20 protein-coding genes are annotated in these 16,997 nt (G+C 65.5%); 12 read left to right on the forward strand and 8 right to left on the reverse strand.

Going from position 1 to position 16,997, the window contains the following annotated elements:
• Positions 1–23: 23 nt before the first annotated feature.
• Positions 24–782, reverse strand: coding sequence for an SDR family oxidoreductase (locus ACJH6J_RS21000; RefSeq protein WP_406804480.1), 759 nt, complete (start codon positions 780–782; stop codon positions 24–26).
• Positions 783–1,050: 268 nt separating this feature from the next.
• On the opposite strand from ACJH6J_RS21000, the gene ACJH6J_RS21005 reads away from it, so the two are divergent.
• Positions 1,051–2,244, forward strand: a complete 1,194-nt coding sequence (locus ACJH6J_RS21005; RefSeq protein WP_406804486.1) for an IS110 family transposase — start codon at positions 1,051–1,053, stop codon at positions 2,242–2,244.
• Between the two features lie 96 nt (positions 2,245–2,340).
• Here ACJH6J_RS21005 and ACJH6J_RS21010 read toward each other — a convergent pair whose 3' ends face one another.
• Both ACJH6J_RS21010 and ACJH6J_RS21015 read right to left on the reverse strand, forming a co-directional pair.
• Entirely contained in the window at positions 2,341–2,775 is a 435-nt protein-coding gene (locus ACJH6J_RS21010; protein WP_061009745.1) for a cupin domain-containing protein, read from the reverse strand.
• A 48-nt stretch (positions 2,776–2,823) separates the two neighbouring features.
• A complete protein-coding gene (locus ACJH6J_RS21015) occupies positions 2,824–3,336 on the reverse strand; it encodes a YkgB family protein (RefSeq protein WP_061009747.1) in 513 nt (170 codons plus the stop codon).
• Positions 3,337–3,666: 330 nt separating this feature from the next.
• Here ACJH6J_RS21015 and ACJH6J_RS21020 point away from each other — a divergent pair, with 330 nt between their 5' ends.
• Both ACJH6J_RS21020 and ACJH6J_RS21025 read left to right on the forward strand, forming a co-directional pair.
• A complete protein-coding gene (locus ACJH6J_RS21020) occupies positions 3,667–4,302 on the forward strand; it encodes a nitroreductase family protein (protein WP_197746718.1) in 636 nt (211 codons plus the stop codon).
• 173 nt (positions 4,303–4,475) lie between these two features.
• A complete protein-coding gene (locus ACJH6J_RS21025) occupies positions 4,476–5,012 on the forward strand; it encodes a carboxymuconolactone decarboxylase family protein (RefSeq protein ID WP_406804481.1) in 537 nt (178 codons plus the stop codon).
• A 105-nt stretch (positions 5,013–5,117) separates the two neighbouring features.
• Here the strand turns inward: ACJH6J_RS21025 and ACJH6J_RS21030 are convergent, their stop codons facing one another.
• Positions 5,118–5,876 carry a TetR/AcrR family transcriptional regulator gene (locus ACJH6J_RS21030; RefSeq protein WP_064858425.1) on the reverse strand — a complete coding sequence of 253 codons (759 nt, stop codon included), beginning with the start codon at positions 5,874–5,876 and terminating at the stop codon, positions 5,118–5,120.
• Between the two features lie 458 nt (positions 5,877–6,334).
• On the opposite strand from ACJH6J_RS21030, the gene ACJH6J_RS21035 reads away from it, so the two are divergent.
• The 9 genes from ACJH6J_RS21035 (at position 6,335) to ACJH6J_RS21075 (ending at position 13,693) form a co-directional block, all read left to right on the forward strand.
• A complete protein-coding gene (locus ACJH6J_RS21035) occupies positions 6,335–6,781 on the forward strand; it encodes a TetR family transcriptional regulator C-terminal domain-containing protein (protein WP_131808714.1) in 447 nt (148 codons plus the stop codon).
• A gap of 482 nt (positions 6,782–7,263) precedes the next feature.
• Entirely contained in the window at positions 7,264–7,746 is a 483-nt protein-coding gene (locus ACJH6J_RS21040) for a polymorphic toxin-type HINT domain-containing protein (RefSeq protein ID WP_406804482.1), read from the forward strand.
• A 149-nt stretch (positions 7,747–7,895) separates the two neighbouring features.
• Positions 7,896–9,425 (forward strand): CdaR family transcriptional regulator, encoded by a 1,530-nt coding sequence (locus ACJH6J_RS21045; RefSeq protein WP_061007410.1) that lies wholly within the window; start codon positions 7,896–7,898, stop codon positions 9,423–9,425.
• A 258-nt stretch (positions 9,426–9,683) separates the two neighbouring features.
• Positions 9,684–10,949: an FAD-binding oxidoreductase gene (locus ACJH6J_RS21050; RefSeq protein ID WP_061007411.1), complete on the forward strand. Its 1,266-nt coding sequence runs from the start codon at positions 9,684–9,686 to the stop codon at positions 10,947–10,949.
• A gap of 132 nt (positions 10,950–11,081) precedes the next feature.
• The gene (locus ACJH6J_RS21055) at positions 11,082–11,567 is read left to right on the forward strand and encodes a GreA/GreB family elongation factor (protein WP_406804483.1); all 486 of its coding nucleotides are present in this window, start codon (positions 11,082–11,084) and stop codon (positions 11,565–11,567) included.
• Positions 11,568–11,619: 52 nt separating this feature from the next.
• Positions 11,620–12,102, forward strand: a complete 483-nt coding sequence (locus ACJH6J_RS21060; RefSeq protein ID WP_212812006.1) for a GreA/GreB family elongation factor — start codon at positions 11,620–11,622, stop codon at positions 12,100–12,102.
• Between the two features lie 105 nt (positions 12,103–12,207).
• Positions 12,208–12,534: a helix-turn-helix transcriptional regulator gene (locus ACJH6J_RS21065; RefSeq protein WP_020103692.1), complete on the forward strand. Its 327-nt coding sequence runs from the start codon at positions 12,208–12,210 to the stop codon at positions 12,532–12,534.
• On the forward strand, positions 12,521–13,054 hold the full coding sequence (locus tag ACJH6J_RS21070; RefSeq protein WP_212812007.1) for an SRPBCC family protein: 534 nt from the start codon (positions 12,521–12,523) through the stop codon (positions 13,052–13,054). The genes ACJH6J_RS21065 and ACJH6J_RS21070 overlap by 14 nt, the downstream gene beginning before the upstream one ends.
• Before the next feature lie 3 nt (positions 13,055–13,057).
• Positions 13,058–13,693 (forward strand): flavodoxin family protein, encoded by a 636-nt coding sequence (locus tag ACJH6J_RS21075; RefSeq protein ID WP_212812008.1) that lies wholly within the window; start codon positions 13,058–13,060, stop codon positions 13,691–13,693.
• Here the strand turns inward: ACJH6J_RS21075 and ACJH6J_RS21080 are convergent.
• Genes ACJH6J_RS21080 through ACJH6J_RS21095 form a run of 4 tightly spaced genes read right to left on the reverse strand, consistent with a single transcriptional unit; the run spans position 13,677 to position 16,740 of the window.
• Positions 13,677–15,053: an FAD-containing oxidoreductase gene (locus tag ACJH6J_RS21080; protein ID WP_212812009.1), complete on the reverse strand. Its 1,377-nt coding sequence runs from the start codon at positions 15,051–15,053 to the stop codon at positions 13,677–13,679. The genes ACJH6J_RS21075 and ACJH6J_RS21080 overlap by 17 nt on opposite strands.
• Entirely contained in the window at positions 15,040–15,543 is a 504-nt protein-coding gene (locus ACJH6J_RS21085; protein ID WP_020103688.1) for a DUF4126 family protein, read from the reverse strand. The genes ACJH6J_RS21080 and ACJH6J_RS21085 overlap by 14 nt, the downstream gene beginning before the upstream one ends.
• A 52-nt stretch (positions 15,544–15,595) precedes the next feature.
• The gene (hisG, locus tag ACJH6J_RS21090; protein ID WP_212812010.1) at positions 15,596–16,462 is read right to left on the reverse strand and encodes an ATP phosphoribosyltransferase; all 867 of its coding nucleotides are present in this window, start codon (positions 16,460–16,462) and stop codon (positions 15,596–15,598) included.
• Positions 16,459–16,740: a phosphoribosyl-ATP diphosphatase gene (locus tag ACJH6J_RS21095; protein WP_029118502.1), complete on the reverse strand. Its 282-nt coding sequence runs from the start codon at positions 16,738–16,740 to the stop codon at positions 16,459–16,461. Before ACJH6J_RS21095 ends, hisG begins: the two co-directional genes overlap by 4 nt.
• Positions 16,741–16,997: the final 257 nt, after the last annotated feature.

Consider the following 16,997-nt stretch of genomic DNA (forward strand, 5'->3'; position numbering starts at 1 on the left):
GATCTCCTTTCCACCGCCCGGGTCTAGCAGTGGCGAACGGAGTTCGCGGCGAGCCAGTCGGCGAAGCGTGTCGTGCAGATGGTGGCGTTGTCACCTGGTGCGAGGGAGAGATCATCGATCACTGCCCCGAAGTACGGCGCGCGGGCGTCGGTCACGATCCGGCGAGGATCGCCGGCCGCCGCGAGACCCGTGCGGACAAAGTCGTCCATCCCAATCGCTTCCGGACCGACAACCTCCACCACCCCGTTGGTGGGGCTGCCAACAGCGGCACCGGCCACGGCGGCCGCCACATCGTCGGCGGCGATCGGGCGAAACGCGGCGTGCGGCAAGGTCACAACGTCCCCATCGGTGGCCGAGTCGGCCAGGCCGCCCACGAATTCGTAGAACGGCGTAGCGCGAACGATCGAGTACGGCTGGCCGGAATCCTGGATCCGGTTTTCCTGGGCTCCTTTGGCAGTGTTGTAGCCGCTATCAGGCGTCGTGTGCGCCCCGACGACCGACAGTGCCACGTGGTGTCCTACGCCGGCTGCACGTTCGGCTGCCAGGAGATTCGTGGTCGTTGTGGTGAAGAAGTGCATCACCGCCTCGTCTTCGAACAATGGCGAGTCGGAAACATCGATGACGACATCCGCGCCTGCCAGCGCGTCGGCGAGACCCTCACCGGTGAGTGCGTCGATACCCGACCGGCGGGACGCGGTAACCACATCGTGGCCCTGCGCGGTGAGGATGGTCGATACCTTGGCGCCGATGAGCCCACGGCCGCCGATGACAACAATTTTCATGATGGTCCTTAAGTTCGTAGTTGCAGTTACTTCGTATTGCTGAGCGTTACGTTGGGCTGTGACCCGGGTGGGTCGGGTATGGCTGCCATGGTGGTGCCGGCCCTGGTGGTGCGGCTTGAAAGGACTGGCCGCCCGGCCTGCCTGGACTTCCTCGGGCCGCTGATTGAGATCTGCGATGTGATCGCTTGTTTAAGGAAATGCCGGCGAGGTCGTCCTTGGGGATTCTGTTGGCAGACAAGCGAAAAGAGGTCCGGTGACCGAAAAGCAAATGTGGGCTGGGATCGACGTCGGCAAAGAACATCACTGGGTGTGCGTCGTGGACAGCAACGGCAACATGGTGTTCTCGCGCAAGGTGGTCAACGACGAGCGCACGATCGGCGACCTGGTCGCCGAAATCGACACACTTGCCGGTGAGGTGTCCTGGACAGTGGACTTGAGCAACGTGTACGCCGCCCTGGTGCTCACGGTGCTGGCCGATGCAGGCAAGACGGTGCGATACCTTGCGGGCCGGCAGGTGTGGCAAGCATCGGCCACCTACCGCGGTGGTGAGTCCAAGACCGATGCCAAAGACGCCCGGGTGATTGCCGATCAATCCCGGATGCGCGGTGCGGACCTGCCGGTCCTGCGTCCCGGCGATGACCTGATCACCGAACTGCGCATGCTCACCGCCCACCGCGCCGATCTGGTGGCCGACCGCACCCGCACCATCAACCGCCTGCGCCAACAACTGCTGGCCGTATGCCCGGCACTCGAACGCGTCGCCGAACTGACCCAAGACCGGGGTTGGGCGGTACTGCTGGCGCACTACCAGCGGCCGAAAGCGATTCGCCGAACCGGTGTTTCGCGGCTGACCAAGGTGCTGGCGGCGGCCGGGGTGCGCAACGCCGCCACGATCGCGGCTGCCGCGGTAACTGCTGCCAAGGCCCAGACCGTCCGCCTGCCAGGTGAGGATGTGGGTGCCGGATTGGTCGCCGAGTTGGCCCAGGGGGTGATGAACCTCGATGAGCGCATCAAACACACCGACGCGGACATCGAGGAACGATTTCGCCGCCATCCGCTCGCTGAGGTGATCACCAGCCTGCCCGGCATGGGCTTTCGGCTCGGCGCCGAATTCCTTGCCGTGGTCGGCGATCCCGCATTGCTGCAATCGCCTGACCAACTCGCTGCCTGGGCCGGATTGGCGCCGGTATCCAAAGATTCCGGAAAACGCACCGGCCGGCTGCACACGCCCAAGCGCTACAGCCGACGGCTGCGCCGGGTGATGTACATGTCCGCGCTGACCGCGATCCGCTGCGATCCCACGTCGAAGGCGTACTACCAGCGCAAACGAGACCAAGGCAAACGCGCCATCCCTGCCACCATCTGCCTGGCCCGCCGACGCGTCAACGTCCTCTACGCCCTCATCCGTGACAACCGGACCTGGCACCCCGACACGCCCCAAATCGCCACGGCGGCGGCTTGACACGGTCATTGAGAGTCCTTTCGGAATTACGTTGCTTTGTAATGTCTTTTCGAGCGCTTGAACCGGAGCCACGGGGCTGGCCGGCCGCTGCCCGACTCAGTTCGTCGCGGCATCGTCAGTGCTGAGTGGACCGTCGCCGGTATCGACCAGGAACACCGCGAGAAGTTCGGCAGGCTCTGTGGCACTGGCATTTTCACTGATGATGTGATGGGCACCGGGGTTCTCACTCCACGTTTCGCCGGCGCGATAGACCCGCGCCGGCTCCCCTTCGACCTGATTCCGGATCGCGCCGGACATCACGTACGCCATGATGAATGCCGATCGGGCGTGATGATGGGCGGCGCTTGCCCCGCCCGGCGGGTAGCTGACGGTCACCGCCTGCATCGATTTGCCCGGGGCGTTTGTCGGTTCATCGAAGACAGCACGTACAACGGGCTCTTGCGCTGAAGCCGATGGCGCCGGTTGCGCATTGGCTGCGGGCGCGAGCGCCGCCGCCGCAAGCATGGTGGCGAGCAGCATCTTCACGGTCATTTTTGACTGACTCCTGTCGTTTCGATGATGTTCTGCGTGCGGGCCGGCTCATTCGGGCGATCGAGCGGTGCCATGGACGACCGCGCCGATGGAGTCGGCCAGCGTCAGCACCGAAACACCGATCAGTACAACGTCTTTGATGAGAAACTGGCCGGTCATCGACAGCAGCGGGAATCCGCCCTCAGATGGCTCACCGACACCGGGAGTCGTGAACAAGAATGACAGCGTGCTCGCGAAGAGCAGCACTGCCACCGCGCTTCCGAACGCCGACAGTGCAGGGAACCAAGGCTTGGCAATGATGAGGAGCGCCGTGGCGATCTCCAGCACTCCCAGCATCGTCGAGAACGTCTCCACGCTGATCACGGTGTAGAGCCATCCCATGAAGGGGCTGTTGGCCACCAGCGGCTCGATGTTGTGCGCCTCGTACGGGTAGAACTTGCAGAATCCGATCCAGCCGATGACCAGCGCAAGCCCATAGCGGGCCAATATCCAGCCGGTCGATTTCACCGCCGGTTCCGCGTTCAGCAGTGCGGCTGAGAGGGTGTTCGCTTTGACCGCCATGTTCGTGGCTACCTTCCGTAGTGATCCTGTGCTGCGCGGGATGTGCAACACCAAGCAAAAACGGACTATATAGTCCTTTATATTCCTGGGTCCCAACTTTCACGAACTCCAGCACGGGTCGCCCGATCATGCGAATACCCGTACAACCTCGATCAGATTGCCAGCTTGAATACCGACTCAGGCCAACGTTGTGTGCGACGACCCACTCACAACGCCTCCAAACTTGACCCCGACATCGGGCATAAATGGACTATATAGTCCGTTATGCTCACGGCAAGAGGCGCACAGCGCCGCGAAAGCCACCCATCCCCTCGCCGGTAAGGAATCACCGTGACCAATGACCTGACCATGACCAATGCCGTGATCGAGAGCCTCGTGAGCCGCAGTACCACCAGCCACTACGATCCGGGATTCACCTTGACCGACGACCAGATCGCCAACCTGGTACGGATCGCGACCACGGCGCCGACGTCGTTCCACCTGCAGAACTGGCGTTTCATCGCCGTACGAACGCCGGAGGCCAAGGCCCGGCTGCGGCCCATCGCGTGGGACCAGCCCAAGATCACCGCTGCGGCCGTCACCTTCATCATCTGCGGTCAGTTGCCCGATCACGCGACGGTGCCCGAACGCCTGGCCCCCGTTGTGGAAGCAGGCATCATGCCCGCCGAGGCCGTGCCGCAGTGGGAGGAATCGGCGCGTGGCTTGTACGCCGGCCATCCGCAGCGTCAGCGTGACGAAGCGGTGCGCACAGGCTCGATCGGCGCAACCGCCTTGATCTATGCGGCCAACGCACTGAGCCTGGGTTCGACGCCGATCATCGGGTTCGACGCGGAGGCAGTCACGCGCGAATTCGCGTTGGCCGCGGACGAGGTGCCGGTCATGTTGGTCGCGGTCGGGGCGAAGCAACCCCAGAACTGGCCGCAGAAGCCACGACGTGCGGTCAGCGATCTCTTGACATTCGTTTAGCGACTGCGATCAGGCGCGCGGAGTCGCCGACCATCCCGCCGAAGGCACCCATACAAAACCGTTGGCGCCGAACACTTCCCGTGCCACTGACGCTCAGGAGGCCAGCACAGTCGACCACCACAGTTATGCACCACCCCAACCAACCCGTTCCCCCATGTCCGAAAGGAACCACGATGACTCACTTCACCGCCATCGAACCCGAGGCAGCTTCCGGCAAGACCGCCGAACTCCTGACCCAGGTGCAGAAATCGCTGGGCGCGACCCCCAACATGACGAAGGCCATGGCACACAGCCCCACGCTGCTCAAGAGCTACCTCGCGCTGTTTTCCGCGGTGGGCACCGGCACGTTGTCCGCGGCCGTTCGCGCCCGTCTGGCAATCGCCACCGCGCAGCTCAACGGATGCGAATACTGCCTGTCATCGCACACTTACATCGGCGCCAGCGTCACCAAGGTCGACGCGGCCGAGCTCGAGAGCGCCCGGAAAGGACAATCCGCGGACCCGCATGTGGACGCATTGCTCAAACTGTCGAACAGCATCGCCGAGAACGCCGGTGATATCGACGAAGCCGACATCACCGCAGCCCTCGAGGCTGGCGTGACCGAGTCGGAAATCGGCGAACTGGTGGCCAACCTCGCGCTGAACACGATGACGAACTACTTCAACGTCATGGCGCGCGTCGACAACGATTGGCCGGTCGTGGCGCTCTGACCCGACAGCACTCGACCCGCAGATGAGCCGCAGGGCCTGCCGCCAGTCGGTGGCGGGCCCTGCGTCTGGCCGCGATGGAGCGCTTCGGTTTTCAGTGTCGGCGACTCAGCCCCTGGCCGCGGCAGTACCGCCCGATCCAGATGTGCGCACCCGGCGGGCCGCCGTCGATTTGTGCGACTTGGCTGACGAGTCGGACGCCTCACGCGCAGCCCCACGTCCGGCCGGCCGGTCTGCGGCAGCTTCGGTCAGACTTTCGATGTGGGCCAGCGCCATGTCGAGCGCGGTGGCCATCGGAGCCACGTCATGCTCGGCTTGAGCCAGCAGATACCCACCCTGCAGTGCCGCCATCAGCCCCGTGGCCAACGCGTCGGGGTCAGCATCGGACGGCAGGACGCCGTCCTCGATCATGCGCCGAAAACCGTTCGCCAGCAGTCCTTCCCAATTCGCGAAGTGTTGCGACAGCGACGTTCTGGCCTGGTCGTCTTGATCCGCAACTTCGATGACCAGGTTGCCCAGGGCACAGCCATAGGCACCGTCTTGCAGAGCGGCGCCCTGAATGAGGGCGTCGCGCCATCGCCGCAGGCCACTCATCGATTTCAATCGCGCCAAGCGTTGTCCTTCACGCTCCAGGACCTGCTCGCCGCGCAGCGCGACCACTGCGCGCACCAATTCCGGCTTACCGCCCGGAAAATGCTTGTACAGCTGAGACTTACTGGTGCCCGTCGCCGCCCGCACGTCGTCGAGAGTGACGGCGTTGACGCCGCGGACGTACATGAGTTCTGCGGCGGACGCGATCATCCGTGCGCGGGTCGCCTCTCCGCGGGCAGTTGTCCGCCGCGGCGTCTGCTGCTCACCGCTGGTCATCGGCGAAAGACTACCGGCTCAACTGACGACGTCGGCGCAGCTGGTCGGCACCTCGCAGACGTGTCTCGAGAACACGATCCCAGCCGCGTCATGCTCTTCACCGTCACCACAGCTCCTGCCCTAGCCACGAGACCGGCGTAACTGCGACCTGTGCGGTATGCGCTCACGACTTGCCGGCTTCCTACCAGAGTAGCTCCGTCGGATGGACGGTGAGGTCCGCAAGAAGAATACCGTTCCGCTCAAGGCGTCACTTTTTCGACAGGCGACATAGCAGTTGTCGACGGTGGTGTCGCAGCACCGATCCACACATAAGGGACTATATAGTCCTTTTATGAGAGCGATCACTTGCCCGGGCGCTGCGCGCCGGTCCCACGTCACGAGGACATGGACGAAACCGCGAAGTCGGGAACACTACGGCATAGAAGTTTGAAACCAGCTGTTCGCCAGTGCATTTCACCATGGACGACTCTGCGGCGCCAGACCCGAATGACCTGGTCCGAGCATTACTGAGTGCTCAGAGCCGGCAATTATCTGTGGTCACCAGCGTCTCGTGCTTCGACGTGTGGCGCGACAGCCTGGTCGAAGGGAGCAGACAATCGGGCGACCCACCCGGCGGGGCATTGGGGGTGTTGATCGCACTGCTGGCCGATCGGAACGAGAGCATCCGCACAGCGGCCACAAGCTACTTCTCCGGATGGCGCCGACTACTCGCCACGACGATGCGACGGCTGCAGGAACGTGGCCGGCTACGCGCTGACGCCGACCCCGAAGCCCTCGCCACCGGTCTCGTCGCGGGAGTCCAGGGCGGCTACCTCCGGGTAAAAGCGAGCGGCGATCCCCATCACCTGGTCATGGCAATCGAGATGGCCCTGGAGCGCATCCGATCCTTCGCCGACCAGGGGTGACCCCGCGCCGGGGCATTCCTGGAGCGTTGCATCGGACCTGCCCTCGCCGGTTTCAAGTTCCGACGGCCGCCGCGCCCGATCGATCCTGTGCGCTAGATCACCGACGGACGGCATTCGGTTTCGGGGCCGGCTCCCGACTACACCTGCAGAACGTGTCCGACATTGCCGACGGATATCAGAACTGGTGTATTCAGGGGAATCGTCGTGGTGAACTTCGTACCGGGTGAACGGTCGTGGTGGCGTCGTAGCCGTTGGTGGCGGGTACCGGTGGCGTTGATGGTCACCATCGTGCTTTCCCTCTGCGGGATACTGTGGCTGGCCGGCATCGATCGCCCACGTTCAGAGCAACACGCAGGTGCGCCGCGCGCGCAGCAATTCGCCGACAGCCCGGCAGCGGTCATGGCTGCCGAGTCACTGACAACCCCACTGACACAGCATGTTCCGTGCGCGGGCCAATCCTTCGCCCGGACACGCTGGTCCTGATGGCCAATGGCACCAAACGCCTCATCGCGGAACTCAAGGTCGGCGATCGGGTGTGGTCAGTCGACCCGGAAACCGGTCGCACCAGCGGTCAGCCGGTGGAGGCGGTCCTGGTCAACCACGACACCGACCTGCTCGACCTCACGATCACCAACGCCGCCGATGTCACTTCGGTGGTACACACCACCGCCAAGCATCCCTTCTACAGCGCGGCCCGGGCGCAGACAGAGCCGTCCGAGGTCTCCGAGCTGGCCGCCACCACTGGCGGAGCCATTCGGCCGGGAGCCGAATGGATTGACGCGAAAGACCTGCGTCCCGGTGATCGGTTGACCACCCCGTTCCGGGACAGCGTCGCGCAGGTCGCAGGTAGCACTTCGGTATTCGGCACGGCCGACATGTGGGATCTGACGGTCGCGAACACCCACGTCTTCTTCGTCGCGACCGTGACCGCGGCGGTTCTGGTCCACAACTGCACCACGCAGTAGGCACGATGAATTCGGTTGCTGCCGTGGATATCAACTGATCCCGTAAGTAATGGGATCGGCGCGGGGTCATCGCGTCAGGGAGCCCGCCGTTGACCGGGGCGCATTCGACAACCGATACGCTGGGGTTGATTCGGCATAGGGAGCGGCCCGTGGTCACGTTGGACCGCCTAGCCAATGTGCTGGGCAGCTATGGCGTGCGATTGCGGTTTTGTCCTGTCCCGCGGTCCACGGAGTTGCGCAGCGTGGTGTTGCATGAACTCATCGAGGACCGCGCCGTCGTCGGTGACGTGCTGCTGGGTATCGGCGCGCAATCAGTGCAGCAGGCGGTGCACTGGGCGGCGCAAGCCCGTGCCGTGGTCGTACTCGTCCGCGCCGAGGGCGACTACGACACCGCATTCGCCGGTGCGGCCGAAGGTGTAGCCGTGATGGTGGTCGACCCGGCGATGTCCTGGAGCGAGTTGGCCGCGGTCATCTTCGGGCTGGTCCTGGAGGGCCGTGAAACCGAATCCGGTCGCGGGCCAACGGATCTGTTCGCACTGGCCGACAGTTTGGCCGAGTCCGCGGGCGGGGCGGTCATCATCGAGGACCGGCTCTCGCGGGTCTTGGCGTACTCGCGGCGCCAGCGAGGCGCCGACCCGGCGCGGGTGGCGACCATCGTCGAGCGACAGGCACCGGAGGAGCTGCGGGCCTTCTTTGACGCTCGGGGTGTGTACGCGCATTTGGAGTCTTCTGACGAACCGTTGTTTGTCGGCCCGGACTCTGCTCACGGTGTGACCGGGCGCATGGTGGTGGCGGTGCGGTCGGGTCGTCAGCTCATGGGGTCGGTGTGGGTCGAGTGCGCGACACCGTTGGCCGGGGCCGCGCTCACTGCGTTGGCCGACGGGGCTCACACGGTGGCCCTGCACCTGTTGCGGTCACGTGCCAGCGCGGACCTCGAGCGGCAAGTGGAATCCGAACTGGTGATCCGGTTGCTGGAGGGCACTGCCGATGCCGCCACCGCCGCCAGCCGACTGGGCCTGCCGCACACCGTGTTGCGGGTGGTTGCGCTGCAGGCGTTCATCGGCGCGGAACGCGACGCGGCGCTGCTGTTGGCGTTCGAGCGAGCCACGACGGGCTTTGGTTGGTCACGGCCGGGCCGCAGTGCCCTGGCCGGCAACACCGTGTACACGCTGCTGCCCGGCGAACAATCAGAAGCTGCCAGGAAGTGGGTTTCCAGCCTGCAGGCGGCATTGCCCGAGCGGGTGACGCTGTTGGCCGGTATCAGTGGTGCCGCAGAGGTCGCTGATCTGGTCGCGGCGCGCCACGAGGCCGACGAGTGCCTGGCGCTACACGAGACGTCGCCGACCGGCGTCGCCCCTCCGGCCTACGACGAGTCGTGGGACGACATCCTGCTGCAACGGTTGCGCAGTGCGGCACGCTCAGGACGCTCCCCCGATCGCCGGCCGGTGGCCGAACTGCGCCGGCACGACCGCGACCACGCTACCGACTACCTGCCCACCCTGCGGGCCTGGCTCGAGGCGCAGGGCGACCCCACCGAAGCGGGTAACCGGCTGGGAGTGCACGAGAACACCGTGCGGTACCGGCTCCGCAAGATGGCCGAAATCACGAATCTCCCACTCGACGACGCCAAGAAGCGGCTGGCCATGATGATCGAACTCGCCGCCACCGACACCGACTGACCAGTCCGGGCTGTCGAAACACGACAAAGCGCGCCAGCCGGCGCTGTACGCCTCCGGCACCTCACGGCACGTCGAAGCCGGTCGCGGAGGTGCTCGCTGCCGGCGCCTACCCGATTCGCCGAGACACGACCGCGCTCAGGAGGGCGTTGTCGAATCTCGACAACCCGGCACCGGCCTCTTGTCGGATTTCAGCAAATGCCTTTCTCCTGGTGAAGCCACCATGGACGCAAGGACGAAGTTCGGATGCGGAGGTTTGTGATGAGCGGCGGCGAGCGCATTGACGGCGGACCCCGGTCGGCGATCGTGGTCGGTGCGGGCATCGTCGGGCTGTCGACGGCGTGGTTCCTGCAAGAGCGCGGCCTCGATGTCACCGTGGTTGACCGCACCGGAGTGGCCGCCGGAGCATCGTGGGGCAACGCCGGCTGGATCGCACCGGCACTGACGCTGCCGCTGAACTCACCCGGTGTGCTGCGATATGGGCTGCGCGCCCTCGTCGATCCGGCCGCCCCGTTGCACATTCCCTTGACCGCCGACGCCGAGCTCGGGGCCTTCTTGATGCGCTTCGTCGCCAACTGCCGGCCCGAGTCGTGGAACCGGGCGGTGCGCGCCAACGTGCCGCTCAACGAAGAAGCCATCGAAGCCTTCGACGTACTCGTCGCCAACGGTGTCGACGCACCGGTGACCGATGCCCCGATCACCGCCCTGTTCCGCAGCACCGAACAAGCCGAACGCATGATGCGCGAACTCAAGCATCTCGAAAAGGCCGGGCAGACAATATCTGTCACCGCTCTGGCCGGCGAGGCGCTACGCGAGCAAGTGCCGCTGGCATCGCAGGCGATCACCGCCGCCCTGAGCATCAACGGTCAACGCTTCGTCGATCCCGGCCGGTTCGTCAACGCGCTGAGTCAGGCAGTCGTGCGGCGCGGCGCCAGGATGCGCACATTGGAGGTGCGCGACGTGTCCAGCTCGGGCACCGGGGTCAGCGTCCACCCGCCAAATGACGAGCCGTTGACCGCCGACACCGCGGTGATCGCCACCGGCGCATGGCTTGCCCGGCTCACCGGCAGTCGGATACGCGTGCCCGTGCAGGCCGGTCGCGGCTACTCGTTCACAGTGCCCGTGGACCGTCCCATCCCCGGGCCCGTCTACCTGCCCGATGTGCGGGTTGCGTGCACGCCCTACCACGGCGCACTGCGGGTGGCGGGAACCATGGAATTCCGCGCCCCGCACGACCCGGCGACCCCGGCGCGGGTCGATGCCATCGTCACCTCCGCGGCTCCCCTGCTGCAGGGCGTGCGGTGGGCTGAACACAGCGAGATGTGGGTGGGCCCGCGCCCCGTCACTCCCGACGGCCGCCCACTCATCGGGGAGGTGACGCCCGGCGTCTACGTTGCCGGCGGCCACGGCATGTGGGGACTGGCGCACGGACCGGTGACCGGCCGGCTACTGGCCGAACAGATCACCACCGGCAAGCAACCCCAAGCCCTGCGCGAATTCGACCCGCTGCGCCGAACGGGGCGCTAGACCCACCAATCACTGGTCCACACCGCCCGTGCAGCCCCACACCACGGGCGCTCCAGTCGTCAGGGGCGGCGCGTCCACCACCGGCCCGCCCCTGGCGACAACCTCGGCTTCGACGAAAGGACAGCACCGAAAATGACCAGCACTGAACGTCTTTGGATGACGCGTGAGGCCCATACGCGGCTGCAGGCCGAACTGACCGTGCTGCGTTCACGGTCGGGTATCGAAGTTCGTGGCGACGTCATGGACACCGACGACAACCTCGTCGAGAATTACTTGGCGCGACAAGCGCGCATGCGTCAGATTCAAGATCTGCTGTCCAATGCCGTGGTCGGTGAAGACCCGCCCGACGACGGGATCGCTGAACCGGGAATGGTCCTGACCGTTCGCTACGACGACACCGGGGACATCGAGACGTTTCTGCTCGGTGTACGCGGTGCCGAGGACCCCGATGTCGATGTGTATTCCATGCAATCACCGCTGGGCAGCGCGGTCGCCGGCGCACATGTCGGCGAGCAACGCACCTACCCCATCCCCAGCGGGGCCAGCGTGCCCATCACGCTACTCAAGGCGGTCCCTTACGGAATGCATGCCCCGAACTCGACATCCGGCGACACCTAAAGAACTTGAAATGTCCTACCGCGCAACCGGTCTCGCGACGAATGGAAATGACATGGCCACCACGACACGAGTCTGGATCTCCCCACAAGCCTACGAACGGCTGCACCGCGAACTGGACACCCTGCGTTATCTTCACTCCGCCGGAACGGCCGACGAGAACATCGACGCGAACGCCGCAGCAGTGCGACGCGCGTGGGAGAAGCGGATTCAGCAGATTCATGACCTGCTGATCAATGCCGTCGTCGGCGAAGACCCACCCAACGACGGCATTGCCGAACCCGGGATGGTGGTCACCATCCGACACGACGCCACCGGGGACTTCGAGACGTTCCTACTCGGCGTACAGGGCGCCGAATACGCCGACATGCCCGTCCATTCCATCGAATCCCCGTTGGGCGCCGCCATTGCAGGCGCGTGCGCCGGGCAACGACGCACCTACCGACTGTCCAGCGGCATCCCGGTGACAGTCACGCTGGCCAAAGCCGTGCCCTACGGCCTCCACATCGCCGACCTGGACCAGTCCGCACCGCAGTGAGACCGCGTAACCGCACAACACTCTGAGCTGCGGAAATCACTCCGCTTGTATCGCTGAGTCTTATATGTACTTGCGTCTATATAGATAGCTGGGCATACTGACTTCATGGACGTCTTCGAAGCGGTCGCCGAACCGAACCGGCGCGCGCTGCTCGACGTACTCGCCGAGGGCGAACGCACCGCGGGCGAGCTGGTCGCCACGCTCCCGGGACTGACGCAACCGACGGTCTCCCGTCACCTCCGGGTGTTGCGGGAAGTCGGACTGGTCGAGGTCCGGCCCGATGCCCAACGACGCATCTACGCGCTGCGCGCCGACGGTCTGGTCGAGATGGACCAGTGGATCGACCGCTACCGCCGCTACTGGACCAACCATCTGGATGCCCTTGAGCGCCATCTGGATTCGACATTCGAGGAGGAACATGACAACCGATGAACTCGAGGGCGTCGTCACGGTCGACGGCGACCGCGCAACCCTGACATTCGAGCGGCGCCTGAAGCACCCCGTCGAGCGGGTGTGGGCCGCGATCACCGAGCCCGCGCATCGCGACATCTGGATGGGCAAGACCGTCATCGACGGACGAGAGGGCGGCTCGATCGAGACGGTCGCCTCGGGCCCGCCCGTGCCACCGGAAATGAAGCGCATGACGGGCCGCATCCTGGTCTGGGATCCGCCGCACGTGTTCGAGCATGAGTGGCACCAACAGATCGTCGAACCCGGCGTGGTCCGCTACGAACTCACCGCCGACGGCACCGGCACCCTGCTCCGGATGACCCATCGCGGCCTCGGAGTGCCCAACGCCAACGGATTCCGGCCTGGCACACAGGCTTTCCTCGACCGGCTGCAGGCGCTGCTCGACGGCACTCCCCTGCCCGGCTGGCTGGAGCGATACGCCGAGATCGCCGGGCACAGCCCGCTGGACGCCCCACCCGCAGGCCCCAAAACCCAGGAGTAATCGATGTCGGACAACACCTTTCACGACGCCCCGTCAGTGGTTGTGGCCTACCAGTCCGGGTTCGGGCACACCGCGTTCCTCACCGAGGCGGTCGCCGCCGGAGCCAAATCGGCCGGCGCGACCGTCACCATGATCCGGTTGGATGATCTCACCGAAGACGATTGGCAGACGCTGGACAGCGCGGACGCGATCATCTTCGGTACCGCCACCTACATGGGCAATGTATCGGCGGCATTCCAGACGTTCGCCGAGCAGACGGGCCGGCGCTGCCAGCAGGGCACGTGGCGCGACAAGGTCGCCGCCGGGTTCACCAACTCCGGGAGCAAGAGCGGTGACAAGCTCAATTCGCTTGTCTCGCTGGCGGTGTTCGCCGCCCAGCATCACATGCACTGGGTGAACCTCGGCCTGGGTCCGGGCTGGAATCACTCCACCGCAAGCGCGGACGAGCTGAACAGGCTGGGCTTCTGGCTCGGTGCCGCGGCAGCGACCGACGTCGACGCCAATCCCGACCAGGTACACCCGTCCGACGTGGCGACGTGCGAACACCTGGGCCGGCGCGTCGCCGAGGTCACCCGGCAACTGGTCGCCGGACGCGGTGTCGCACAGGCTGTTACGGAGCCCGTTACTGCAGGGGCCTGAGCCCCTCGAGCATCGTGGGTACCAACTCGGCGACGGTCGGATGGATGTGCACGGTGTGCGTCATGGTGGTGTACGGGGCTTTTGCGGCCATCAGATCGAGGATGCAGTGCACCACCTCGTCACCGCCGACACCGAGAATGGACGCGCCGAGAATCTGGTTGGTCTCGGCGTCGACCACGACCTTCATGAAGCCCTGCGTCTCCCCTTTTTCGACCGCGCGGCCGACGCGGGTCATCGGCCTCTTGCCCACCAACGCTTTTCGGCCCGACTCCCGAACCTGGGCCTCGGTCAGGCCGGCGCGCCCGAGCGGCGGATCGATGTACAGGGCATAGGTGGGGATGCGGTCGCTGACCCGGCGGGGTTCATTGTCGAGCAGGTTGGCGGCGACGATCTCGAAGTCGTTGTACGACGTATGAGTGAACGCGCCCTTGCCGTTGCAGTCGCCCATGGCCCAGATGTGGTCGACGGTGGTCCGCAGCTGATCGTCGACGGTGATGTATCCGCGCGAATCCGTCGCCACGCCGGCCTTTTCGAGACCCAGGTCGTCGGTGTTGGGCACCCGGCCGACCGCGACCAGCAGGTGTGAGCCCGATACGACGGCGCTGCCGGTGCTGACCGCCACCCCGTCACCGTCCTTGGCCACCCGAATGTCGCTGGCGCCCAGATGAACTGTGATGCCCTCATGTTCGAGGATGTCCTTGATGGCGGCGCAGACGTCGTCGTCTTCGCGCGAGGCGAGCCGCGGTCCCCGCTCGACCACCGTGACCTCGGCGCCGAACCGGCGGAACATCTGCGCAAACTCGAGGCCGATGTAACTGCCGCCGATGATCACCAGATGCTCTGGCACCGTGTCGAGTTCGAGGATGCCGACGTTCGTGAGGTAGTCGACGTCGTTCAGGCCGGGGATGTCCGGGGCCGTCGCACGGCCGCCGGTGTTGAGGAAGATCTGCTTGCCGGTGATCAGTTGGTCACCGACCTGGAGGGTGTGTGGGTCGAGAAAGCGTGCGTGGCCGCGCAGCAGCGTGCAGCCGTCCATGCCCTCCAGCCAGCTTTCGACGCCCTCACGGTCTGCGGTGACGATCCCGTCCTTGCGGCCCTTGACTTTTGCCATGTCGACGGTGACGTCGCCGGTGCCGATGCCGTATTCGGCACCGCGGCGGGCCAGGTGTGCGGCGTAGGCGCTGGCGACCAACGTCTTGGTCGGGATACAGCCGTAGTTCACGCACGTGCCGCCGACGAGCTTGCGTTCGATGACGGCGACAGTCCGGCCGGCCTCGGTGAGTCGGCCGGCCAGAGGCGGTCCCGCTTGTCCCGCGCCGACGATGATGGCGTCGAACGCGGTGGCCTCAGACGACGACATACGGACCGATGGCACTCAGTGCGACGGCCGCAATCGCGAAGCCACCACCGACCGCGAGGACGTCCTCGGCGAGCGCGACCGGCAGGTCGTGTCCGCCGTTGCGCGCCACCAGGATTCGGCGCGCATGAAAGCCTGCCAGCGTCCCGATGACCGCGCCGATCATGCCGCCGCCCATCCCGATGAACGTGTGGTGCCACCCGGCGCCGATGACCGCACCGGCGAACGCACCGGTGAACAACCGGGCCCCGAACTGCGACGGCACCGTTCGCGCCGGCGTCTTGGGCAGCTGGTCGGTGATCAACTCGACCACCAACAGGATCGTCAGCACCGTCACCGTGATCCAGTTGCCGACCCATTCGGCCCAGGTACCCACCAGCGGCAACCAGCCGAGCTTGGCGCCCCAGGCCACCACGGCGGGTGGAGTCAGCGCCCGCAGGCCCGCGACCACACCAATGAGTAAGGCGAACAGCAGAACCAGCGCTTGCGTCACGTGACCCTCCGTCAGATTGCGGACCTCACGGCGACGCTAACACCGGCACGGGTCAGAAGCGACAGAACCGGATATCGGACGCCAAGATCGCCTTGGCCCCGATGGCCGCGAGCTCATCCATGATGGCGTTGACCTGGCGCCGCGGTACCAGGGCGCGCACCGCGACCCAGTCTGCGTCGGCCAGCGGCGCGATGGTCGGCGATTCGAGACCCGGCGTGATGGCCGTTGCCTGCTCCAAAACGCTGCGCGGGCAGTCATAGTCGAGCATCAGGTACTGCTGCCCGAACACGACGCCCTGGATGCGGGCCGCGAGCTGGTCGCGAGCCGGATCCGGCGCGACGTCGGCGCGCTCGATGAGAACTGCTTCCGAATCGCACAGCGATTCACCGAAGGCCACGAGGTTGTGCAGCGCCAGGGTCCGGCCGGATCCGACGACGTCCGCGATGGCGTCAGCGACACCGAGCTGGATCGAGATTTCCACCGCGCCGTCGAGGCGGATCACAGTGGCGTCAATCCCCTTGTCGGCCAGGTCTTTCCGCACCAGGTTCGGGTAGGCGCTGGCAACGCGCTTACCGGCCAGGTCGGCGACGGTCCAGTCCCGCCCCTTGGGTGCGGCATACCGGAACGTCGAGGATCCGAAACCCAGGGCCAATCGCTCGTTGACGGGCGCCATCGACTCGGCGGCCAGGTCGCGGCCGGTGATGCCGAAGTCCAACTGCCCGGAGCCCACGTAGATGGCAATGTCCTTGGGGCGCAGGAAGAAGAACTCGACCTTGTTCACCGGGTCGACGACCGTCAGATCCTTGGGATCAGTGCGGCGGCGGTATCCGGCCTCGGACAGGATGTGGGCGGCGGACTCGCTGAGCGCGCCCTTGTTCGGGACGGCGACGCGCAGGAGGCCGTTCGATGCGCCGGTCACAGCTTGCCGTACACGTCGTCGAGGGTCAGGCCGCGCTTGATCATCAGAACCTGCGTCCAGTACAGGAGCTGGCTGATCTCGCCGGCCAGCTCGTCGTCGCTCTCGTGCTCAGCCGCAATCCACACTTCGCCGGCCTCTTCGATGATCTTCTTGCCCAGATGATGCACGCCGGCGTCCAACGCCGCGACGGTGCCGCTGCCGGCCGGCCGGGTCTGCGCTCGCTCACTGAGCTCGGCGAATAGCGCATCGAAGGTCTTCACGGGCTGCAATTGTTTCACGCTGGGGGCACGGGCCGTGCACGTGGCTGCCTGGGGTCGCATGTCGAGGCTACGTCGGCTCTCGAAAAAACTTTGGTCACTTTGATTTCGCTGGTCACGCTAGGTAACTAGCGTCACATTTGCGGCGTTTTCTTGTCAGTGGCTCGAACTAGTGTTCGAAGTATGGGTTTGACCGATCGAGCCGCTGTCGAGGAGGCGTACGCCGCCTACGAGGCGGCGCATGCGCGGCTCGCGGCCTTGGACTACACCGGTCTGGA

The organism is Mycobacterium sp. SMC-18 (assembly GCF_045310895.1).
Classification (GTDB): Bacteria; Actinomycetota; Actinomycetes; order Mycobacteriales; family Mycobacteriaceae; genus Mycobacterium.